General features: G+C 73.6%; 18 protein-coding genes. 7 read left to right on the forward strand and 11 right to left on the reverse strand.

Annotated elements, in window-relative coordinates:
- Positions 1 to 8: 8 nt before the first annotated feature.
- Positions 9 to 869 (reverse strand): alpha/beta fold hydrolase, encoded by an 861-nt coding sequence (locus D1350_RS15455; protein ID WP_125776906.1) that lies wholly within the window; start codon positions 867 to 869, stop codon positions 9 to 11.
- Between the two features lie 186 nt (positions 870 to 1,055).
- Positions 1,056 to 1,871 (reverse strand): general stress protein, encoded by an 816-nt coding sequence (locus D1350_RS15460; RefSeq protein ID WP_240644132.1) that lies wholly within the window; start codon positions 1,869 to 1,871, stop codon positions 1,056 to 1,058.
- Between the two features lie 198 nt (positions 1,872 to 2,069).
- Here D1350_RS15460 and D1350_RS15465 point away from each other — a divergent pair, with 198 nt between their 5' ends.
- Both D1350_RS15465 and D1350_RS15470 read left to right on the forward strand, forming a co-directional pair.
- The gene (locus D1350_RS15465) at positions 2,070 to 3,347 is read left to right on the forward strand and encodes a magnesium transporter MgtE N-terminal domain-containing protein (RefSeq protein ID WP_125776907.1); all 1,278 of its coding nucleotides are present in this window, start codon (positions 2,070 to 2,072) and stop codon (positions 3,345 to 3,347) included.
- Positions 3,340 to 3,828 (forward strand): DUF1003 domain-containing protein, encoded by a 489-nt coding sequence (locus tag D1350_RS15470; protein ID WP_125776908.1) that lies wholly within the window; start codon positions 3,340 to 3,342, stop codon positions 3,826 to 3,828. The genes D1350_RS15465 and D1350_RS15470 overlap by 8 nt, the downstream gene beginning before the upstream one ends.
- A gap of 3 nt (positions 3,829 to 3,831) precedes the next feature.
- Here D1350_RS15470 and D1350_RS15475 read toward each other — a convergent pair whose 3' ends face one another.
- Both D1350_RS15475 and D1350_RS15480 read right to left on the reverse strand, forming a co-directional pair.
- Positions 3,832 to 5,322: a DUF2079 domain-containing protein gene (locus tag D1350_RS15475; protein ID WP_125776909.1), complete on the reverse strand. Its 1,491-nt coding sequence runs from the start codon at positions 5,320 to 5,322 to the stop codon at positions 3,832 to 3,834.
- An 82-nt stretch (positions 5,323 to 5,404) separates the two neighbouring features.
- Positions 5,405 to 7,351 carry a hypothetical protein gene (locus tag D1350_RS15480; protein ID WP_125776910.1) on the reverse strand — a complete coding sequence of 649 codons (1,947 nt, stop codon included), beginning with the start codon at positions 7,349 to 7,351 and terminating at the stop codon, positions 5,405 to 5,407.
- An 86-nt stretch (positions 7,352 to 7,437) separates the two neighbouring features.
- On the opposite strand from D1350_RS15480, the gene D1350_RS15485 reads away from it, so the two are divergent.
- Complete coding sequence (locus D1350_RS15485; RefSeq protein ID WP_125776911.1) at positions 7,438 to 8,595, forward strand: Mrp/NBP35 family ATP-binding protein; 1,158 nt, start codon at positions 7,438 to 7,440, stop codon at positions 8,593 to 8,595.
- 119 nt (positions 8,596 to 8,714) lie between these two features.
- Here the strand turns inward: D1350_RS15485 and D1350_RS15490 are convergent, their stop codons facing one another.
- The 3 genes from D1350_RS15490 to D1350_RS15500 are packed head-to-tail and all read right to left on the reverse strand — an operon-like array spanning position 8,715 to position 10,719.
- Positions 8,715 to 9,011: a hypothetical protein gene (locus D1350_RS15490; RefSeq protein WP_125776912.1), complete on the reverse strand. Its 297-nt coding sequence runs from the start codon at positions 9,009 to 9,011 to the stop codon at positions 8,715 to 8,717.
- Complete coding sequence (locus D1350_RS15495) at positions 9,008 to 9,823, reverse strand: ABC transporter permease (RefSeq protein WP_125776913.1); 816 nt, start codon at positions 9,821 to 9,823, stop codon at positions 9,008 to 9,010. The genes D1350_RS15490 and D1350_RS15495 overlap by 4 nt, the downstream gene beginning before the upstream one ends.
- Positions 9,820 to 10,719: an ABC transporter ATP-binding protein gene (locus tag D1350_RS15500; RefSeq protein ID WP_125776914.1), complete on the reverse strand. Its 900-nt coding sequence runs from the start codon at positions 10,717 to 10,719 to the stop codon at positions 9,820 to 9,822. The genes D1350_RS15495 and D1350_RS15500 overlap by 4 nt, the downstream gene beginning before the upstream one ends.
- Positions 10,720 to 10,848: 129 nt before the next feature.
- Here D1350_RS15500 and D1350_RS15505 point away from each other — a divergent pair, with 129 nt between their 5' ends.
- From D1350_RS15505 to D1350_RS15515, 3 genes are all read left to right on the forward strand, one after another.
- Positions 10,849 to 12,060 carry a sensor histidine kinase gene (locus tag D1350_RS15505; RefSeq protein ID WP_240644133.1) on the forward strand — a complete coding sequence of 404 codons (1,212 nt, stop codon included), beginning with the start codon at positions 10,849 to 10,851 and terminating at the stop codon, positions 12,058 to 12,060.
- Positions 12,057 to 12,752 carry a response regulator gene (locus D1350_RS15510; RefSeq protein ID WP_125776915.1) on the forward strand — a complete coding sequence of 232 codons (696 nt, stop codon included), beginning with the start codon at positions 12,057 to 12,059 and terminating at the stop codon, positions 12,750 to 12,752. Before D1350_RS15505 ends, D1350_RS15510 begins: the two co-directional genes overlap by 4 nt.
- Before the next feature lie 143 nt (positions 12,753 to 12,895).
- Positions 12,896 to 13,903, forward strand: a complete 1,008-nt coding sequence (locus D1350_RS15515) for an NAD-dependent epimerase/dehydratase family protein (protein WP_125776916.1) — start codon at positions 12,896 to 12,898, stop codon at positions 13,901 to 13,903.
- Between the two features lie 53 nt (positions 13,904 to 13,956).
- On the opposite strand, the gene D1350_RS15520 is transcribed toward D1350_RS15515, so the two are convergent.
- From D1350_RS15520 to D1350_RS15535, 4 genes are all read right to left on the reverse strand, one after another.
- Positions 13,957 to 14,979, reverse strand: a complete 1,023-nt coding sequence (locus D1350_RS15520) for a LacI family DNA-binding transcriptional regulator (RefSeq protein ID WP_125776917.1) — start codon at positions 14,977 to 14,979, stop codon at positions 13,957 to 13,959.
- Between the two features lie 31 nt (positions 14,980 to 15,010).
- Positions 15,011 to 15,856, reverse strand: a complete 846-nt coding sequence (locus D1350_RS15525) for a carbohydrate ABC transporter permease (RefSeq protein WP_125776918.1) — start codon at positions 15,854 to 15,856, stop codon at positions 15,011 to 15,013.
- Entirely contained in the window at positions 15,853 to 16,761 is a 909-nt protein-coding gene (locus D1350_RS15530) for a carbohydrate ABC transporter permease (protein ID WP_125776963.1), read from the reverse strand. The genes D1350_RS15525 and D1350_RS15530 overlap by 4 nt, the downstream gene beginning before the upstream one ends.
- Positions 16,762 to 16,937: 176 nt before the next feature.
- The gene (locus D1350_RS15535; RefSeq protein ID WP_125776919.1) at positions 16,938 to 18,251 is read right to left on the reverse strand and encodes an ABC transporter substrate-binding protein; all 1,314 of its coding nucleotides are present in this window, start codon (positions 18,249 to 18,251) and stop codon (positions 16,938 to 16,940) included.
- Positions 18,252 to 18,461: 210 nt separating this feature from the next.
- On the opposite strand from D1350_RS15535, the gene D1350_RS15540 reads away from it, so the two are divergent.
- Positions 18,462 to 20,534 (forward strand): beta-galactosidase, encoded by a 2,073-nt coding sequence (locus tag D1350_RS15540; protein WP_125776920.1) that lies wholly within the window; start codon positions 18,462 to 18,464, stop codon positions 20,532 to 20,534.
- Positions 20,535 to 20,554 lie beyond the last annotated feature (20 nt).

Raw genomic sequence — 20,554 nt, forward strand, 5'->3', positions numbered from 1 at the left:
GCGTCCGCTCAGCGGCGGGTGAAGTCTGCGAGCGCTCGGGTCAGCACCCGGTTGAACGCGTCCGGTGCGTCGCTGTTGACGTCGTGCCCGGCGCCCTGGACCACCACGAGCGCGGCGTCACGGGCGGCGGCCAGGTGGCGCTGCTCCTCCAGGCGCATCGTGTCGCGTGCGCCGTTGACGATCCACACCGGGACCTCCAGCGCGCGCAGGTTGGCCACCGACGACCGTCCCGCCAGGTGCGTGAGCGCGTCCGTGACCACGTCCCAGCCCGGCCGGTACGTCTCCGCGGACTGGCCAGGTGCCACCGCCAGCGCGCGGAGGTCGGCCCCGCCGCCGACGGTCATGACGGCCCCCGGGCCGCGGCGGGCCTGGGCGAGGAACGGCGGCCGGGCGGACTGGAGCGCCGTCGTGCCCCACCGTGCCGCGAGGCGACCCGCGCGGCCTGCCGCCTGACGGCTCGCCACCGCGTGCCGCGCGAGCTCGCGGTACAGCGCGACGGGCTTGCCCTTCGGGTCGGACGTGCAGCCGGCCACGACCACGCCGGCGAGGCGGTCGGTGTGGGGCGTGCGCCGCGCGGCCCAGGCCAGGGACGTGTACCCGCCGAGGCTCAGGCCGACCACCGCTACGGGTGCGCTCGACGCGAGGGAGGCGACGGCGTCGTCCAGCGCCTCGAAGGCGCCGTCCATGCTGAATCGCTGCGCGTGCCGGGCGCCGTGGGCCGGGAGGTCGACGGCGACGGCCTCGTGGCCCGCGGACCGGACGTGCGCCAGCTGCCGGTCCCAGATCGCCGACGAGGTGCGCATGCCGTGCACGAAGACAACCGACACGGGGCCCTGTGCGGCAGGCGGACGAGGGGCGGGGGCGCTCATGCTCTCCATGGTGACGGAGGAACCTGGCAGTCCCGCAGGCGCGGGACGGACGGGGTGTAAAGGTGTGGTGCGGTTCGGGCACCTGGGCGCCTTCGCGTCCGCCTCCAGAACGCGATCGGGTCATGCTTCCGGGCGGGAAGCATGACCTGATGGCGTTCTCGGAGCGGACTCCCGCGGCCGGAGCCTCTAGGCGTCCGGCTTCTGGTCCTCCGGCGGGCGCATCGCGCCGTACCGGGGCTCGCCCGTCGGCGTGGTCCAGCGCGGGTCCGGCGTGCGCGGCGGCGCCGGCTCGGCGGGCTCCGCGGGGCCGGGCTGCGTGCCCGGCTCGGCGCTCTCGCCACCCGAGGTCTCGCCTGCGCCGGGGGTGGCGCCGGCGCCACGGTCCGGCCCGGCACCGCCCCACTGCCCGGCGGCCGGACCGGCAGCGGGGCCGCCGACCGGACCGGCCGGTGGGCCGGCGGCGGGCGGGCCTGCAGGCGGCGTGCCCCAGGCGGACCCGCCCGGTCGCCGGACGCCGAGGCCCCCGGGTGACTGCGCCAGCAACGTCCGCGCGTCGGTGGCCATCTCCGGCGCGCACAGGATCGCGTACGACGCCGCCACGATCTGCGACGACGACGTGAAGTCGCGCCGGCCGCCCGTGAAGGCGTACGACAGGACGGAGAAGAGGAGGCCGAAACCGGCACCCAGCGCGATGCCGACGAACAGCACCCCGTTGGCGGCGGAACCGGCGAAGAACGTGAGCAGCAACCCGACGAAGAAACCGAACCAGGCGCCGGAGAGGGCTCCCGCGAGCGCGACGCGCCCGTAGGTCAGCCGACCGGTCACGCGCTCGACCATGCGCAGGTCGGTGCCCACGATGGTGACGTTCTCGACGGGGAACTTGTTGTCGGACAGGTGGTCGACGGCCTGCTGCGCCTCGAGGTAGGTGGGGAAAGCGGCCACCTCGTCGCCACGCGGCAGCGTAGGGACCTTCGGGACAGCGCCCGGGCGGGACATGCTCATTGCGACAGTTTCCCCCACATCAGGGCCGCTGGCGAGGAGCACGGCCGGGCGACGCCCTGGGCGAGGCCCGGCCACGCCCCGGCCGAGCCCCGGCCGAGGCCCTGCGACGCCCCGGCCAGCACGCTGACCGACGCCCCCGCCAGCGTGTTGGGCGGGAACAACCGGTGACGCGGACGGACCGCACGTAGGCTGACCGGCGTGAGCACTACGACGCGCGTGTTCGTCGCGCGCCTTGCCGGGACCCCGGTCTTCGACCCGATCGGGGACCAGGTGGGGCGCGTGCGGGACGTCGTCGTGCTCCTCCGGGCGAAGGGCGCGCCGCGGGCGGTGGGCCTGGTGGTGGAGGTGCCGGGCCGACGGCGGGTGTTCCTCCCGCTGACCCGCGTGACGACCATCGACTCCGGGCAGGTGATCAGCACCGGGCTGGTGAACCTCCGCCGGTTCGAGCAGCGCGCGACGGAGCGGATGGTCCTGGGCGAGCTGCTCGACCGCACCGTGACGTTCGTGGACGGCTCGGGGGACGCCACCGTCGAGGACGTGTCGATCGAGAAGCAGCGCACCGGTGACTGGCTCGTGGACCAGCTGTTCGTGCGCCGTCGGCCCGCACGGGTCACCACGCTCTCGCTGCGGAGGCGCGGCCCCACCCTGACCGTCTCCGTGGACGCGGTGACGGGCCTGGCCTCCCCGACCGAGGTGCAGGGCGCCGCCCGCCTGCTCGAGGCGTACGTGGACATGCGGCCCGCGGACCTCGCGGACGTGCTGCACGAGCTGGGCGGCACGCGCCAGCTGGAGGTCGCCACGGCCCTCGACGACGAGCGCCTCGCCGACGTGCTGGAGGAGCTCCCGTCGGACGACCAGGTGGCGATCCTGTCCGGGCTCGACCGGGGCCGTGCGGCGGACGTCCTCGAGGCGATGCAGCCCGACGACGCCGCCGACCTGCTGCACGAGCTCACCGACGAGCAGTCGGCCCAGCTCCTGGAGCTGATGGAGCCGGAGGAGGCGCGCGACGTCCGCCGCCTGCTGGAGTACGAGGACTACACGGCGGGCGGCCTGATGACCACCGAGCCGGTGATCCTCGGCCCGGAGACCACCATCGCCACGGCCCTGGCGCAGATCCGCCGCCAGGACCTGACACCGGCCCTCGCCAGCATGGTGTTCGTGTCGCGCCCGCCGCTGGAGACGCCGACGGGCCGGTTCCTCGGCGTCGCGCACTTCCAGCGCCTGCTGCGCGAGCCACCGCACGCGAGCGTCGGCTCCGTGCTCGACACGGACACCGAGTGGCTCACCCCCGACGCGACGCTGGGCCGGGTCACCCGCCTCCTGGCGGCGTACAACCTGCTCGCCATGCCGGTGCTCGACCCCGAGAAGCGTCTCCTGGGCGCGGTCTCCGTGGACGACGTCCTCGACCACATGCTCCCCGAGGACTGGCGCGAGAGCCACGACGAGCGCCTCAGCGAGGAGGCGAACCGTGGCTGACCGCCTCGACACCCCGATGGAGCAGCGCCGGAGCTTCATCCCCCGGCCGCAGTGGGACCAGGACGCCGTCGGCAAGGCCACGGAGGCCATCGCCCGGTTCCTGGGCACGCCCCGCTTCCTCATCTACCTCACCGTGTTCTGCCTGGTGTGGCTCGTGTGGAACGCATGGGGCCCGCCGGGCCTGCGCTTCGACAGCGCGGCGAACGGCTTCACCGCCCTCACGCTCATGCTGTCGCTGCAGGCCAGCTACGCCGCCCCGCTCATCCTGCTCGCCCAGAACCGGCAGGACGACCGCGACCGGGTCATGGCCGAGCACGACCGGCAGCGCAGCGAGCGCAACCTCGCCGACACCGAGTACCTGGCCCGCGAGATGGCGGCCCTGCGGATCGCCCTGTCGGAGGTGGCCACGCGCGACTTCGTCCGGTCGGAGATCCGCAACCTCCTGGAGGAGCTGGAGGACCGGGACAGGCTGGGAGACTAGCTCTCAGGAGCCGGTGCGCCGGGCCACGCTGTACCCGTCGCGGGCCAGCGCCAGCTCGTAGTCGGCCTCCGGGTGCAGCACCTGCGCGACGCCGAGCGCGTCGCCCCACTCCGTCGGCGTGCCCCCGCCGTCGCCGACGACGACGTAGTCCGGTGTCGGGTTGTCGTGCCCGAGCCAGTACACCGGACCCGTCCCGACGAGGTAGTTCATCAGAGCGACGTCCGAGACGACGCTCGCGTCGTCCGGGACGATCGCCAGGATCTCCTCCACCGTGGCCGCGCGGGGGTTGGTGATGTACGCCTCGGCGGTGCCGAGCACGCGCAGCGGCGCCTGCGCGAAGAAGAAGAACCCGACGGCGGCCGCGCCGATCACCCACGGCGCCATGTCCCCCCAGGTGCGCCACCGCCGGTCGGGCGAGGCGACGGCGCGCGACACGCCGTCGACGGCAGCGAGGAACGCGATCGGCATCAGGATCGCGTTGTAGTGCCAGGGCAGCCCCCAGTAGACCTCGTTGTCCGAGAGGAAGCGCCACCCGAGCGTCGGGAGCAGTACGAGGCCGATGGGCGAGCGCAGCACGAACCCCGCGGTGGCGGCCACGAGGAGCAGCACGGTGAGGGTCTTGTCCGGGTGGAGGAGCATCGTGTGGTCGGCGAGGGTGCTCGTGGAGTCGAGCTGCTCGCCGTACGCCCACGCGCCCTCGTGGTTGAGCGCCGGCAGCACCACGAGCACGGCGATCGCGAACCAGGCGCAGCCCCACGCGATCAGGGCGAGCCCCGGCCGCCACCGGCGCATCAGCACCAGCACACCGCCGATCGCCACCACGGTGAGACCCAGGTCCTCCTTGACGAACACCAGCGGCGCAGCCCACACGACGGCCCACCACGCACGGCGCTCGACGACGGCGGCCAGGCTCCCGGCCAGCAGCGGGATGCCCAGCGCGACCTCGTGGAACTGCGCCTCCACCGCGAACTGCAGGCCCCAGCTCGCCCCGAACGCCAGCCCCACCACGACGCCGGAGACCGGGCCGAGGTGCCGCAGGGCGCTCCACGTGACGATCCCGGCTGCGACCGCGAAGCAGACGTTCTGCACCACGAGGAGCGTGAACGGGTGCGGGAAGACGGCGTACACCGGCCCGAGGACGGCGAGCAGGGGGTGGAAGTGGTCGCCGAGCAGGTTGTAGCCCTCGCCCTTGATCGGGACGATCGGCGCCGACAGCGCGGCGTAGCGCTCCACCACCTGGGTGAAGATCCCGAGGTCCCAGGACTTGATCGTGAGCGAGTTCCACTGCCACACCGAGTACAGGCAGTAGCCGGTGAGGACGATCGCGCCGACGACCGCGGGCCACACCAGCCCCCGGAGGCGGCGGAGCCACGGGACGGCCTGACGCTCGCCCGTGCCTTCCTCGGGAGGGCCGTCGGCTGGGGCGTCGGCTGGGCCGTCGGCCGAGGCGTCGGCTGGGGCGTCGGTCGCCACCTCGTCCTCGACGCTCGTCATGCCGCCCCCGCAGTCTGCCCGTTCTGCGATGAACGTGCGGTTCAGGAGGTTATCCGGACCACCTGGGTGAGAACAAGCGCCGTCACGGTTCCACGTCGTCGTGCAGTACCACCCGCGACAGCTCGTAGCCGGCTCCCGGCACCCGCCAGTAGTGCAGCCTCCGCGCGGACGGCGTGTTCACCTGGAGCGACACCCGCCAGCACACCGCCCCGTCCGACTCGCGCACCCGCGTGGGGTCGTCACCGCCCGCCCCGGTGCGCAGGCGGTGCACCTGGAGCCCGTTCATCTCGTGCGCCAGCCCCGTCAGCACCATCACGACGGTCCAGAGCAGCCGCTCGCGGCTCACCCCCTCGATGTCGTCCACCGACCCCAGGAACCGCGGACCGAGCCGGTACGGCGCGAGCGGACGGGCCGCCTTCTCCGCGGCCCGGACCACGTGCGCCCACGCGTCGCCGACCTCGAACCGGAACTGCTCCTCAGGATCGAGGAAGAGCCGCTCGTCGCCGTCGTCGACCCCGCCCAGCTCGCCCAGCCTCCGCCGGAGCGACGCCGACTCGGTCCGCGCCTTCCGCAGCTCCGTCTTCTGCTGCTCCACGTGCAGCTCCCGGCGCGCGAGCCGGTCCTGGAGCTCGGCCACGTGCGTGCGCAGCCCCTCCAGCTCGACCTCGCCCTGGCGGTGTGCCCGGCGCAGGTGCGCGACCTCACGCTCGAACGCCCCGGACCTGGCACGCTCGGCGTCGAGCGCGAGGCTCAGGTCGCGCGCCGCCTTGCCGGACGCGTGCTGGTGCGCCGGCGGCGCCGGCGCCGCGGACTCCCCGGCGAGCATCGCCGCCACATCACCCGGAGTAGGCCTCCGGTGCCCGACGACGGAGCCCGGCCCGGGCGCGGACGTCACCGACCCGCGGGCCGGGAGGGCCGCGGTGCCCGGCGCACCAGGACGCGGGCTCGGACCAGGAAGAAGGGCCGGCCCCGGACGTGGGGCGGCGGGGAGAGGGGACAGTTCCGCCACCGTGTCGGCCGCCGGCACCACAGGGGCCGGCCGCGGCAGCCCGAGCCAGGGCGGCCCGCCGTCGAGCAACGACAGGGCGGGCAGCGGTGGCTCGCCCTCGTCGACGTCGTCGAGCCGCAGCGCCACGCCGTCGAGCGGCGCCGGCGCGACCCGCCCGAGCACCACCTCGCCCACGGAGAAGAGGTCGCCGAGCAGGTCGAGGTCGTTCCCCGTGACCTCGGAGCGGTGCACGCGCACCGCCACTGCGGGAGCCAGGGCGATGGTCACCGCGGCGTCGTCCACCGACTCGACCCGGCCCAGCACGACGTGGCCCACGCGGTAGGCGCGCTTGACCGCCCGGCGCTGCGTGGCGGCGTCGGGCAGCATGGCACGGACGTCCAGGAGCTTCCGGGCCTGGTCGAACGCGCCGGTCACGGACATGCCGGGCGCCAGGAGGCGGTCGAGCGGCACCCCGGGAACCGTGAGCTCCTCCGAGATGCCGGCCTGGCCGCCGTCGTCCAGGGCGACGATGGCGCGGGAGCCCAGGACGCCCAGCACCGTGCCCCGCGCCTCACGGGCGCCGGGCGGGACGGGTCCCGCCGAGCCGGCCAGGCCCGCGCGGACCGCGCTGGTGAGCGCGTCGCGGACGAGCCGTTCGTGGACCCGGGCGCCGTCGGTCGCGGAGTACGCGAAGTGGAGCTGCGAGCGCGACGGGGTGCGGACCCAGTCGAGCTCGACCCCGTAGACGCGGGAGGCCCCGCCGTAGACCTGGGTGTGGTCGGGCATGTGGCGGGAGAACTCCCACGAGACGTCCCCGGTCGGGATGACGACCACCTCCGCGAGACCGCTCACCTCGTCGAGGACGCGGCGGGGGTCCACCCAGGGCGCGTCGCGGCCCGCCGGGGTCGAGATCACGACGACGGGCCAGGCCCGGCCGGTGCGCTGCAGCGCCGCGGCGAGCGCACGGGCGTCCTCCTCGGTGCCCACCCGGCGGAGCGTCGCGGGCACGCCGAGGGCCTGGTCGGTGCCGCGTACGCCCATGACGCCCTCCCTCCGGGGTCTGGCAGCCTACCGAGACAAACCCGGTCTCATCACGACGCCGCACGGGACCCTCCTAGGATCGACACATGACGTCCCACGCCGAACCGCCCGCTGCTCCCGCCGACGCCCTCGAGGCTCGTGTGCGCGCCGCCCTCACGGGCGTCATCGATCCGGAGATCCGGCGGCCCATCACGGACCTCGGCATGGTCCGTTCGGTCGCGGTGTCCGACGACGGCGCGGTCACCGTCGGCATCGACCTCACCGTCGCGGGCTGTCCCATGAAGGCGACCCTGATCCAGGACGTCACGGCGGCCACCGAGGCGGTGCCCGGGGTCGCGCGAGCGGTCGTCGACCTGGGCGTGATGTCGACCGAGCAGCGCGCCTCGCTGCGCTCGAAGCTCCGGGGCGGCTCGGGCGACCCCGTGATCCCGTTCTCCCAGCCGGGGTCGCTGACCAAGGTCTACGCGGTGGCGTCCGGCAAGGGCGGGGTCGGCAAGTCCTCCGTGACGGCCAACCTGGCGGTGGCGCTGGCCGAGGAAGGGCTGTCGGTGGGCGTCATCGACGCGGACATCTACGGCTTCTCGATCCCCCGCATGCTCGGCGTGACGCGGGCACCCACGCGGGTGGACTCGATGCTGCTCCCGCCGATCGCCCACGGCGTGAAGGTCGTGTCGATCGGCATGTTCGTGGCCGAGGGCCAGCCGGTCGTGTGGCGCGGGCCCATGCTGCACCGCGCGCTGGAGCAGTTCCTCGCCGACGTGTTCTGGGGCGACCTCGACGTGCTGCTCCTCGACCTGCCGCCCGGCACCGGCGACATCGCCATCTCCGTGGCGCAGCTGCTGCCGTCGTCCGAGATCGTGGTGGTGACCACGCCGCAGGCCGCCGCCGCCGAGGTGGCCGAGCGGGCCGGGTCGGTCGCGATGCAGACGTCGCAGGGCGTGGTCGGCGTCGTGGAGAACATGTCGTGGCTCGAGCAGCCCGACGGCTCACGCCTCCACGTGTTCGGCGAGGGCGGCGGCGAGCGGGTGTCCGCCCGGCTGTCCCAGCTCCTCGGGTCCGAGGTGCCGCTGCTGGGCCAGGTGCCCCTCGACGTCGCCGTCCGCGAGGCCGGCGACGCCGGGACGCCCGTGGTGCTCTCCGACCCGGAGTCGACGGGTGCCGTGGTGCTGCGCGACGTGGCCCGTGGGCTGGCCCGCCGCCAGCGCGGCCTGGCCGGGCGTCAGCTGGGGCTGAGCCCGGCCTGAGGCCGGCCATCCGAGCGCCGAACCCGGCCGCCTGCCCGTGGCCGCCCGCCGACCAGGTAGCTGTTCCCCGTCCGACGCTCAGACGGGGAACAACCACCTGGTCGACCCAGCATGACGACCTACCGGACCACGAAGAACGAGACGACCGCGAGGGCCAGCAGCACCCCCGGGAGGATCAGGTGCGTGAGCGGCACCCGGCCGCGGTAGCCCGCGTACAGCGCTCCGACGACGAGTGCCGCGCCGACGACACGGGACACCGCGTACACGTGCTCGACCCCCCAGAACCGGTCGAGCACGGCGCCCGCCAGGAGCGCGAGAGCACCAAGAGACGTCAGGGTGCTGACTCGTGCCTTGTGGTCGGAGCGCGGCTCGACGCCCTCCGGCTCGGCCACGGTGGGCCTCGGCTCCGCGGTCATGCCGACCGGACCTCTGACCGGACCACGCGCACCAGGCCGCCCACCAGCGGTGCGACCACCCAGATCGCGGTCGCGGTGGCGAGACGGGCCCAGTCCTCGCCGCCCATGCCGCCCGCGAGGAGCGGCCCGGACGCCGTCGTGAAGTCGATCCACGGCAGCACGTCCCGCATCGACGCGACGAAGGCGCCGACGATGCTGAGCACCGTCGGCAGCGCGAAGTACGCCACGATCGCCGCAGGCGTGTTGAGCAGCAGCGTGCCGAACGCCACGCCCTGAGCCATGCTCAGGAGCAGCAGCAGCACGGCGCCGCCGAGGATCTCCCCGTCGAGGCTCCAGTCCCCGTCCGCACCGCGGAACGCCATGAGCCCGAGCTGCGCCAGCGCGGCGAGCGCCATGCTCAGACCGAAGAACGCGACGCCGGACGCGAGCGCACTGAGCAGCTTGGCGAGGCCTACCCGCGTGCGCCGCGGCTCGAGGGTGAAGGTCACGAGCGCGGTGCGCTGGGACCACTCTGCGGTGGCGGCGAGGATGCCCACCACGGGGAGCAGGATCGCCATCGGCGACACGGTGCCGATGAGGAGCTCCGCGAACGTCCGGTTGCCGTCGCCGACGAAGGCCATGATCGCGAGGATCCCGGCGGTCAGGAGCCCGATGACGATCAGGAGCCACCGGCCGGCCCGGGTGTCGAGCTGCTTGCGCCACTCGACGAGCGCGAGCCGCAGGAAGGGGATACCGGAGACCGTGGCGTCGGGCCGTGGAGCGGCGGGACGGACGACGTCGGGCCGGGCGGTGGGAACGGTCTGGGCGGTCATGCCGCCACCTCCTCGCGTGCGTCGGGAGCGGTGAGCTCGAGGAACATGTCCTCGAGACCGCGTGACTCTGCGGCCCGCAGCTCGACGAGCACCACGCCGGCGCCGGCGGCGATCCGGCCGACGGCCTGTGGCTCGGCCATCACGGACAGCCCGCCTGTGGCGAGCCGCTCGGCCTCGACCCCGGCGGCACCGAGCGCCGTCGCGAGCGCCGTCTCGTCCTCGGCGCGGACCACGGTGCCGGCCCCGCGGAGGAGCAGCTCCTTGGCCCCCTGCGCCACGATGCGGCCGCGGCCGATGACGATCAGCTCGTCGGCCACCTTCTCGATCTCGTGCAGCAGGTGCGACGAGAGCAGGACGGTCCCGCCGTGGTGGGCGAAGTCCTGCAGGAGGTCGCGCATCCAGCGGATGCCTGCCGGGTCGAGCCCGTTGGCGGGTTCGTCGAGGATGAGCACCTGCGGGTCGCCGAGGAGCGCTCCGGCGATCCCGAGGCGCTGGCGCATGCCGAGCGAATAGGCGCCGACGCGGCGGCGCGACTCCTTCTCGGTGAGGCCCACGAGATCGAGCATCCGGCCCACCCGCGCCCTCCCGATGCCCATCGTCATGGCGCCGAGCTCCAGGACCTCGCGGCCGGTGCGTCCGGAGTGCTGGGCGGAGGCGTCGAGGAGGACCCCCACGTGCCGGCCGGGGTTGGGCAGCTGGGCGAAGGGGCTGCCGAGAACGTGCGCGGTGCCCGACGTGGCGGGGGTCAGCCCGCACAGGATCCGCATGGTGGTCGACTTGCCCGCGCCGTTGGGGCCGAGGAAGCCCGTCACGAGGCCGGGGCGCACCTCGAACGACACGTCGTCCACGGCGGTGAACGACCCGTATCTCCTGGTCAGTCTGTCTGCTGTGATCATGGCTCCACCCTCGCGCGGCGCGGCCCGCGGCACATCGGCCGCGGGACTGGACCTCCTCCGACTTTGGGATGACCTGCGGTGGCCGTCCGGCCGATGCGCGCCGGGACGCCACCCGCTTAGGCTCGCGCTGTGCCCACCCCGCCGCCCGTCCACACCACCCGGGCGGCGCGCGTCTGGGGTGAGGTCTGGCGTGTGCTCGTGGCGCTGGTCTTCGGGTTCGCACTGCTCATCGCGGTGACGTGGCAGGTCGACATCGGCGAGCGCTCCATGCGGTCCATCGGCATCGTCGTGCTCGACCTCCTGTTCGGGCTCGTGTCGCTCTGCCTGCTCCCGCTCCGGCGCCGGGCGCCGCGCACGATCGCCATGGTGCTCACCCTGTTCACGGCGTTCTCCACGACCGCGGTGGGTGCCGCCGGCATCGCCTACATCTCCCTGTCCACCCGCCGGAGATGGCCGGAGATGGTGTCCGTCGGGCTCATCGCCGTGGGTGCCCAGGCGGTCTGGTCGTGGTTCTACCCCTACCCCCCGAACACCCCCGACGGCCTGGTCGACCTCGTGGCAGTGATGGTCGTCTCGGCCCTCTGGGCCTGGATCGGTGCCTATATCGGCCTGCGCCGGGAGCACATCCGCTCGCTCCGGGAGCGTGCCGAGACGGCAGAACGCGAGCAGGCGAGCCGGGTCGCGCAGGCGCGGTCCACGGAACGCGCGCGGATCGCGCGGGAGATGCACGACGTCCTGGCCCACCGGATGTCGATCGTCGCGATGCACGCGGGTGCGCTGGCGTACCGCACGGACCTCCCGCCGGAGCGCGTGGCCGAGACCGCCACGGTGATCCAGGAGGCCGCTCACTCGGCGCTGCAGGAGCTGCGGGACGTCCTGGGCGTGCTGCGCGACCTCGACGGCGTGCCGGCACCCGCCGGTGACGGCCACACGCTGCCCGAGCCGCCGCAGCCCACCCTGGCGGACCTCGACGACCTGCTCCAGGAGACCCGCTCGGCAGGCACGACCGTCACCGCGCACGACAGCCTCGACCAGCCCGGCCGGCTGCCCGTGGCGGTGTCCCGGAACGCCTACCGCATCCTTCAGGAGGCCCTGACGAACGCCAGGAAGCACGCGCCCTGGACGCCGGTCACGATCTCCCTCGCGGGCGGGCCCGGCGAGGGTCTCACCCTGACGGTGCGGAACCCGCTCCCCGCGCGCGCGCCGGCGTCCCCTCCCCCGTCGTCCGGCCTCGGTCTCGTGGGCCTCACGGAGCGCGCCGCACTGAGCGGCGGCCGGCTCACCCATGGGCCGGTGAGCAGCCAGTTCATCCTCGAGGCGTGGCTACCGTGGTCCCTATGACCGACGCCGGCACCCTCCCCGCCGGGCATGCGCCCGCCCGGCCCGTCACCGTCGCCCTGGTGGACGACGACGCGCTCGTCCGGGCCGGCCTCGGCCTCATCCTGGGCGGCTCCACCACCCTGGAGGTCGTGGGCGAGGCGGCCGACGGCGCGGCCGGGGTCGACCTGGTGGCCCGCGCCCGCCCCGACGTCGTGCTCATGGACATCCGCATGCCCCGGATGGACGGGCTCGAGGCGACGCGACGGATCGTGGCGACCGGGACGTCGTCGCGCATCATCGTGCTGACCACCTTCGACACGGACGACCTGGTGCTCGACGCCCTGCGCGTGGGGGCCGCGGGCTTCCTCCTCAAGGACACGCCGCCGCCGCGGCTGGTCGCGGCGGTGCACGCGGCGGCCGCCGGGGAGCCCACGCTGTCGCCGAGCGTCACCGCGCAGCTCATCGCGCGCGTCTCCCGGCCGGACGACGGCCCCCGCCGGAGCGTCGCGCGCGGCCGGTTCGACGCGCTGACCGAGCGGGAGCGGGAGGTGGCCGTCGCGGTGGCGCGCGGCCTGTCGAACGCGGAGATCGCCCGGGAGCTGTACATGGGCGTGCCGACGGTGAAGACGCACGTGTCGCGCATCCTCGCGAAGCTCGGCGCGGAGAACCGGGTCCAGGTGGCGATCACCGTCCACGAGGCGGGGCTGGTCTGACCCGGGGCTGCACCCCGACGACCAGGTAGTTGTTCCCCCTCTGAGGCTCGGACGGGGAACAGCTACCTGGTCGTCCTGATCGCGGCCTTACGCTCGCGGCAGATCGGCTGGCCTCTGCCGTCGGGAGCGTGTGGGGTGGGTCCATGCGGATCCTGGTGCTGGGCGGAACGGTCTTCCTCTCGCGCGCTGTCGCCACGGAGGCGGTACGGCGCGGGCACGACGTGACGTGCGCGTCGCGGGGAACGAGCGGCTCGCCGCCCGACGGCGCACGGTTCGTGCGCTGGGACCGGGCCGAACCGGTCCCGGCCGAGCTGGCCGGCGCGACCCGCCCGGCCGACGACACCTTCGACGCGGTCGTCGACGTCTCGGGAACCCCGTCGCAGGTGCGTCGGGCCGTGTCGGCGTTCCCCGGCGCGCACTGGACGTTCGTCTCGACGGGCAACGTCTACGCGGACACCGCCACGCCCGGCGGCACGGCCGCCACGTCGGCCCTCGTGGACCCCGTCGAGACGGACGAGGACCCGCTGTCGGGCCCCGCCGTCTACGGCGCGATGAAGGTGGCGTGCGAGAACCTGGTCCGGGAGGGCGCCTCGGCCGCGCTCGTGATCCGGCCCGGGCTGATCGTCGGGCCAGGTGACCCCAGCGGCCGCTTCGCCTACTGGCCCGCGTACCTCGCCGCGGCGTCGGCCGACGGCCGTCCCGTCCTCGTCCCGCAGGACGGGCCCGTGCAGCTCGTGGACGTCCGCGACCTCGCGCAGTGGGTCGTCGCCGGCGCGGAGCGGCGCCTCGTCGGCGACTTCGACGCCGTGTGCCCGTCGGTGCCGCGCTCGGAGGTCCTGGCCGCGGTGTCCGACGTCGTCGCGGGCTCGCCGGAGCTCGTTGTCGCGCCGACGGCGTTCCTCGACGAGCGTGGCGTGAAGCCGTGGAGCGGGCCCCGGTCGATCCCGCTGTGGATCGGCGACCCGGCCTGGGCCGGGTTCATGCGGCGGGACGTGACGGCCTCCCTCGAGGCGGGCCTCACGATCCGGCCGTTCGCCGACACCGCGCAGGACACGCTCGAGTGGCTCTCCGCGACGCCGGACGCGACGGTGACGGGCCTGACGCGGGCGGAGGAGCTCGACGTGCTCGACGCCCTCGCCGGGGCGAGGTGACCGCCGGGCGAGGTGACCGCCCGGGGCGACCACTCCGTCGTGGGCCCGGAACGTCAGGTCGAGGCCCGCTCCACCAGCGACGTCGGCAGGGTGATCGCCGCGGGCTCCTGGCCCTCGACCACCTCGAGGAGGAGCCGCACCATCTCGGCGCTGATGCGCTCGAAGGGCTGGCGCATCGTCGTCAGCGCGGGATGGAGGGCGGCCGCCACGCCGGAGTCGTCGAACCCGCCCACGGCCACGTCGTCGGGGACGCGCCGGCCCGCGGACTGGAGGGCCACGAGCGCGCCCGCGGCCATGAGGTCGGAGGCGACGAAGACGGCGTCGAGGTCGGGTCGCCGGTCGAGCAGCTCCGCCATGCCGAGCCGGCCGCTCTCGCGCGAGTAGTCGCCGTGAATCACGAGCTCGGGGTCGTACTGGTCGCCGAGCGCCTCCCGGTATCCCTCGAGGCGCAGGGTGCCGCCGGGGGTGTCGAGCGGGCCGGTGATCATGGCCACCCGCGAGCGCCCCCGGGACAGGAGGTGGGAGGTCATGGTCCGTGCACCCGCGCGATCGTCGGCGGCGACATACCCGACCCGCCCCTCGTACCCGAGGGGCACGCCGCAGGACACCACGGGGACGCGGTGCTCCAGCAGCTCGGCGACCATGGGGTTGCCGCGGTGGGAGCTGATGAGCAGCACGCCGTCGACGTGCCCGGCGGCCACGTACCGGGAGATCCGGCGTCGTTCCTCGGGCGTGCCCGCCACCATGAGCAGCAGCGGCATCTCGCGCTTGGCCAGCGCCTCCGCCGCCCCGCGGAGCAGCACGGAGAAGTTGGGGTCCTCGAACAGCAGGTGCTGCGGCTCGGTGAGCAGGAACGCCACGGAGTTGGACCGGGAGGTCACGAGCGACCGGGCGTGCTGGTTCGCCACGTATCCCGTGGTGCGGATCGCCTCCTCGACGGCGGCGAGCGCGTCGGGCGACACCCAGTGACCGCCGTTGATGACGCGGGACACCGTGCCCCGTGACACGCCGGCGGCCGCGGCGACGTCCCTGATGGTGGGACGCCGCCGCCGGACGGACCCGCTGTTCTCCTCCACAGGACGTGAGTCTAGGGACCGGCGCGCCACGTCACGCCTTCACGGCGCCGGCCGCGAGGTCGACCTGCCAGAACCGCTGCAGCAGGAGGAACAGCGCGATGAGCGGGATCACGGACAGCAGGGCCCCCGTGACCACGAGCGTGTACATCGCCGGCTGGGACGCGCCCTGGTTGAGCAGGCCGGACAGACCCACCGTCAGGGGGAACAGCTTGTCGTCGCCGAGCATGATGTAGGGCAGCATGAAGTTGTTCCAGATGGCGACGAACTGGAACAGGAACACGGTGACGAGCCCGGGCAGCATCATGGGCACGGCCACCTGGACGAAGGTGCGCAGCTCCCCTGCGCCGTCGGTCCGGGCGGCCTCGACCACCTCGTCCGGCACGGCGGCCGCGGCGTAGATGCGGGCCAGGTAGATGCCGTACGGGCTGATGATGCTCGGCAGGAGCACGGCCCAGTAGGTGTTGGTGAGCTCGACCTGCGCGAGCAGCAGGTACTGCGGGATGGCGAGCACCACACCGGGCACCAGCACCCCTGCGAGGAGCACGTTGAAGACCGCGTTCTTACCGGCGAACCGGTACTTGGCGAGCGCGTAGCCGGCCATGGCGGAGACCACCGCGGACAGGGCCGCGCCCACCCCGGCGTAGAGGGCCGTGTTGGCCATCCACCGCCAGAACAGCCCGTCGCGGTAGGCGACCAGCTCGGCGATGTTGTCGAACAGGTGGGTGGACGGCAGGAACGTGAGCGTGGAGAACAGCTCGCCGGCGCTCTTGGTGGACGCCAGCACCACCCAGGCGACCGGCAGCAGGCAGTAGAGGGCGCCCAGGATCAGGATCGCGGTGGCGGGGACGCTGGGGCGCGTCGCGGAACGGACGCTCATCGGTTCTCCTCCTGACCGAACGCGCGCGACTGGACCAGCCGCAGGAACCCGAACGACAGCAGGAACGTGGCCAGCGCGATGATCACCGAGGTGGCCGAGGCGGAGTACAGGTCGCCACGCGTGAACGCGTCGCGGTAGACCTTCATGAGGGGCGTCCAGGTGGTCGAGATGGTGTTGGAGAGCGGCCGCAGCGTCATGGGCTCGGCGAACACCTGCAGGGTGGCGATCATCGAGAAGACGAACGTCATGATGATCGAGGGCAGCACGATGGGGATCTTGATCCGCCACGCGATCCCGACCTGCGAGGCGCCGTCGAGCTCCGCGGCCTCGTACAGCTCGCTGGGGACGGCCTTGAGCGCCGTGTAGATGACCACCATGTTGAAGCCCACGCCGCCCCAGACGGCGATGTTGGCCACCGCGAACATGACGAGCCTGCTCGAGAAGAGGGACGGCACGTCCCAGCCGAGCTGCTCGAAGATCCAGTAGAACGGGCTCACGCCGGGCAGGTAGAGGAAGCCCCAGAGCAGGGACGAGATCACTGCGGGCACGGCGTACGGCAGGAAGATGGCCACGCGGGAGAAGTTGCGGGCGCGGGCGCGCCGCGAGTCGAGCAGCAGCGCGAAGAGCAGGGCGGAGCCCAGCATCACCGGCACCACGACGAGGCCGTACAGGCCCACGCGCCCGACGGACCCCAGGAACTCCGGGTCGGCCAGCGCGTTCACGTAGTTGGTGAGGCCGTTCCACATCTCCACGCGCGAACCGGGTCCCAGCCCGAGGCCGCTCACCTTCTCGGTGCGGAAGCTGAGGTACAGCGCGTACAGGATCGGCGCCGCCAGGAAGGCGACGAAGAGCACGATCGCGGGCGCCAGGAACGCCCAGGGCGCTCCGGCCCGCCGGGACGTCACGCTCCGCGCTCGGGCGCTGCGGCGCGGGCTGTCGCGGCGCGGGGTGGGCGTGCCGCCCAGGGCGCCACGCAGGGTCGTTTCGGTAGTCACGCAGGCTCCTTCTGCCCGACGCCGGCCGCTCGCCCCGGCCAGGCCCGTCACCTTCTCGACGGGGCGGGCCGGGGCTGCGGGCGGGGTCACTCGTTGACGCTGAACCCGGAGTTCTTCAGGTCGGCGACGGTCGCGGCCTGGACGGCCTCGACGGCCTCGACGAAGGCGTCCTGGGTGCGGGCCTCGGTGGCCTTCGCGAACTCGTCGTTGTAGGCCGAGTAGGCCACGTTGATGTTGGGACCGTACGTGAACGGGTTGGCGGTCTGCGCCGTCTGCGAGGCCAGCTCGTAGAAGTCGGGCTGGTTCGCGAAGAACTCCGGCGGGTCGGCGAGCGCCGCCGTGGAGGCCGGGATGTCGGCCGGGTAGATGCCGGACTCGTCCACGAGCGCCTGGACGGCGACCGGGTCGGTGTTGAGCCACGAGACGAACTCGGCGGCCTGGGCGGCGTGCTCGGACTGGCTGGTCACCGCGGTGGCGGAGCCGCCCCAGTTTCCGGTGGCCGGAGCGGACGCGTCCCACTGCGGCATCGGCGCCATCCTCCACTTGCCGGCCGTGTCGGCGGCGTTGCCCGCGAGGACGCCGGGCGCCCAGATCGCGGAGAGCCAGCCCACCTGCGAGCCGTCGTTGAGGGCGGCGTTCCACTCCGGGGTGTACATGGGCTTGTTGTCGATCGCGCCCTCCTCGACGAGGCCGCCCCAGTACTCGGCGACCTGACGCACCTCGGGGCTGTCGATCGCGACTGTCCAGGACTCGCCCTCGATGCCGTACCACGAGGCGCCGGCCTGCTGCGTGAGCCCGGTGAACCAGCCGGCGTCGTTCGCGGAGAACGTGCCGAGGTACTTGGTGGGGTCGGACACGTGGACGGCGCGGGCCACCTCGGCGTACTCCTCCCAGGTGGTGGGCACCTCGAGGCCGAGCTCCGCGAAGACGTCCTCGCGGTAGTAGAACTGCATGGGGCCCGAGTCCTGCGGAACGGCGTAGACCGCGTCGGAGCCCAGCGTCACGGCGTTCCAGACGCCGTCGGGGAAGTGGCCCGCCAGGTCGCCGGAGACCTCGCCCGAGATGTCGGCGAGGGCACCGGCCGAGACGAGCTGCGGGAGCTTCTGGTACTCGGCCTGCATGAGGTCCGGCGCGCCGGAGCCCGCCTCGATGGCCGTGAGCAGCTTCGTGACGGCGGGGTCGCCGCCGTCCTGCTTGTTGACCGTCACCTGGATGTCCGGGTTCTCGGCGTTCCAGAGGTCGACGACCTTCTCGATGCCGGGCGTCCACGTCCAGAAGGTGAGCTCGACCGGACCGTCCGCCGCGTCGTCCCCACCCGTGCCGCCGCCGGAGCAGGCGGTCGCGAGCAGTGCGGTCGTGGCGACGACTGCCGCGACCTTGGTGCCTGAGGTCAGGCGCATGAGTCCTCCTCGTCAAGGACCGTCGCGTTGCCGCCGAGGCCGTCCGCCTGGGCGAGTCACGACAGTGTGAGTCTGTGCACGGTCACAGTACCGACGATGTACTACGTCCTGTCAACTGCGTCCATGCGCTTGCCAGGTCACGGTTTCGTCGTGTTATCTGTTCGTTGCACGGCTGGGACCGTGCACAACAACGTGTCAAGGAGAGTCACCATGCCGCAGCCATCACCCGCGCCCCGGGCCGCGCCGCATCCCGTCGGCCCCGCGTTCTCCGGCTGGCTGCCCGGCGTGGACGGCATCTGCTACGGCGGCGACTACAACCCCGAGCAGTGGCCCGAGGAGGTCTGGGCCGAGGACGTCCGGCTCATGCGCGAGGCGGGCGTGAACCTCGTCAGCGTCGGCATCTTCAGCTGGGCCCTGCTCGAGCCCCAGGAGGGTTGTTTCGACTTCGCCTGGCTCGACCGCGTGATCGACCTGCTGCACGCGAACGGCATCCGCGTGGACCTCGGCACCCCCACCGCCGCCCCGCCGGCGTGGTTCTTCCACGCCACCCCCCACGCCCGCGTCGTCACGCGCGACGGCGTGACGCTCGGGCCCGGCTCACGCGGCATGGTCGCCCCCAGCTCGCCCGAGTACCGCGCCGCCGCCGTGCGCATCACGACCGAGCTGGCGAAGCGGTACGGCACGCACCCGGCCGTGGCCCTGTGGCACGTGCACAACGAGTACGGCGCGCCGGTCTCCGACGACTACTCCGAGAACGCCCAGCACGCCTTCCGCCGCTGGCTGCTCGAGCGCTACGGCTCGCTCGACGCGCTGAACGCCGCCTGGGGCACCGCCTTCTGGGGCCAGGTCTACGGCGACTGGGACCACGTCCAGGTCCCCGCCGCCACGCCCACCACCGCCAACCCGGCCCAGCGCCTCGACTTCGCGCGGTTCACCGACGCGATGCTCCTCGAGTGCTTCACGGCCGAGCGCGACGCGATCCGCACCCACTCCGACGTGCCCGTGACCACCAACTTCATGGCGGCGGCCTGCCCCTCCACGGACCTGTTCCGCTGGGCGCGCGAGGTCGACGTCGTCTCCAACGACCACTACCTCACCGCCGCGGACCCGCGGAACCACGTGGGCCTGGCCCTCGCCGCCGACCTCACGCGCTCCGTCGCCGGCGGCAAGCCGTGGATGCTCCTCGAGCACTCGACGTCCGCCGTGAACTGGCAGCCCCGCAACGTGGCCAAGCGCCCCGGCGAGATGGCGCGGAACGCCCTGACCCACCTGGGCCGCGGCGCGGACGCGATCATGTTCTTCCAGTGGCGCGCCTCCCGCTCCGGCGCGGAGAAGTTCCACTCGGCGATGCTGCCCCACGCCGGGACGGGCTCCCGGGTGTGGCGCGAGGTGGTCCAGCTCGGCGCCGACCTGGGCCGCCTGTCCGAGCTGCGCGGCTCCCGCGTCCGCGCCGACGTCGCGATCCTCTGGGACCAGGAGTCGTTCTGGGCCCAGGACCTGGAGTGGCGCCCCAGCGAGGACGCCGTGCCCCGCGAGCGCGTCGAGGCCTTCTACGACCGGCTCTGGCGCGACGGCCTCACCGTCGACTTCGCGCAGCCCGGCCAGGACCTGTCCGGCTACCGGCTGGTGGTCGCCCCGGCGTCGTACCTCCTGCGGGCCGACGACGCCGCGAACCTCACCGCCTACGTCGCCGGCGGCGGCACGCTGCTCGTGTCGTACTTCAGCGGCATCGTCGACGAGCACGACGCCGTCCACGCCGGCGGCTTCCTCGCGCCCCTGCGCGACGCGCTCGGCCTGACCGTCGAGGAGTTCCTCCCCCTGCGGCAGGGCGACGAGGTGGGCCTGGCGTACGGCGCCGAGGGCCGGGAGCTCACGGGCACCGTGTGGGCCGACGACGTCGCGCTCGACGGCGCGCAGGTCGTCGCCTCGTACGTGGACGGACCCAAGCCGGGAGGTGCGGCGATCACGCGCCACGAGCACGGCGCGGGGACCGGCTGGTACGTCTCCACCCGGCTCGACGTCGAGTCCCTGGCCCTGCTCATGGGCGACGTCTACGCGGACGCACGCCTGGCGCCGTCGGGCCTCGACGAGGACCTCGAGGTGGTGCGCCGCCACGGCGAGGCCGCCGACTACCTGGTGGCGGTCAACCATTCCGCCACCGACCTCAAGCTCCCCGGGCAGGTGGCGGCCGGGCAGGCCACCGACCTGCTCACGGGTGAGCCGGTGACCGGCGAGACGCCGGTCCCGGCGGGGGGCGCCCGCGTCCTGCGGCTGCCCCGCTGAACCGCTCGCCGGCGGCCGCC

It is taken from the genome of Antribacter gilvus (genome assembly GCF_003946865.1).
Classification (GTDB): Bacteria; Actinomycetota; Actinomycetes; order Actinomycetales; family Cellulomonadaceae; genus Antribacter; species Antribacter gilvus.

What these genes read in the sequence shown, in the direction of transcription:
- D1350_RS15455 (WP_125776906.1), bottom strand. Translation starts at nt 869, where the DNA reads ATGAGCGCCCCCGCCCCTCGTCCGCCTGCCGCACAGGGCCCCGTGTCG.
- D1350_RS15460 (WP_240644132.1), bottom strand. Translation starts at nt 1,871, where the DNA reads ATGAGCATGTCCCGCCCGGGCGCTGTCCCGAAGGTCCCTACGCTGCCG.
- D1350_RS15475 (WP_125776909.1), bottom strand. Translation starts at nt 5,322, where the DNA reads ATGACGAGCGTCGAGGACGAGGTGGCGACCGACGCCCCAGCCGACGCC.
- D1350_RS15480 (WP_125776910.1), bottom strand. Translation starts at nt 7,351, where the DNA reads ATGGGCGTACGCGGCACCGACCAGGCCCTCGGCGTGCCCGCGACGCTC.
- D1350_RS15485 (WP_125776911.1), top strand. Translation starts at nt 7,438, where the DNA reads ATGACGTCCCACGCCGAACCGCCCGCTGCTCCCGCCGACGCCCTCGAG.
- D1350_RS15490 (WP_125776912.1), bottom strand. Translation starts at nt 9,011, where the DNA reads ATGACCGCGGAGCCGAGGCCCACCGTGGCCGAGCCGGAGGGCGTCGAG.
- D1350_RS15495 (WP_125776913.1), bottom strand. Translation starts at nt 9,823, where the DNA reads ATGACCGCCCAGACCGTTCCCACCGCCCGGCCCGACGTCGTCCGTCCC.
- D1350_RS15500 (WP_125776914.1), bottom strand. Translation starts at nt 10,719, where the DNA reads ATGATCACAGCAGACAGACTGACCAGGAGATACGGGTCGTTCACCGCC.
- D1350_RS15510 (WP_125776915.1), top strand. Translation starts at nt 12,057, where the DNA reads ATGACCGACGCCGGCACCCTCCCCGCCGGGCATGCGCCCGCCCGGCCC.
- D1350_RS15515 (WP_125776916.1), top strand. Translation starts at nt 12,896, where the DNA reads ATGCGGATCCTGGTGCTGGGCGGAACGGTCTTCCTCTCGCGCGCTGTC.
- D1350_RS15525 (WP_125776918.1), bottom strand. Translation starts at nt 15,856, where the DNA reads ATGAGCGTCCGTTCCGCGACGCGCCCCAGCGTCCCCGCCACCGCGATC.
- D1350_RS15535 (WP_125776919.1), bottom strand. Translation starts at nt 18,251, where the DNA reads ATGCGCCTGACCTCAGGCACCAAGGTCGCGGCAGTCGTCGCCACGACC.
- D1350_RS15540 (WP_125776920.1), top strand. Translation starts at nt 18,462, where the DNA reads ATGCCGCAGCCATCACCCGCGCCCCGGGCCGCGCCGCATCCCGTCGGC.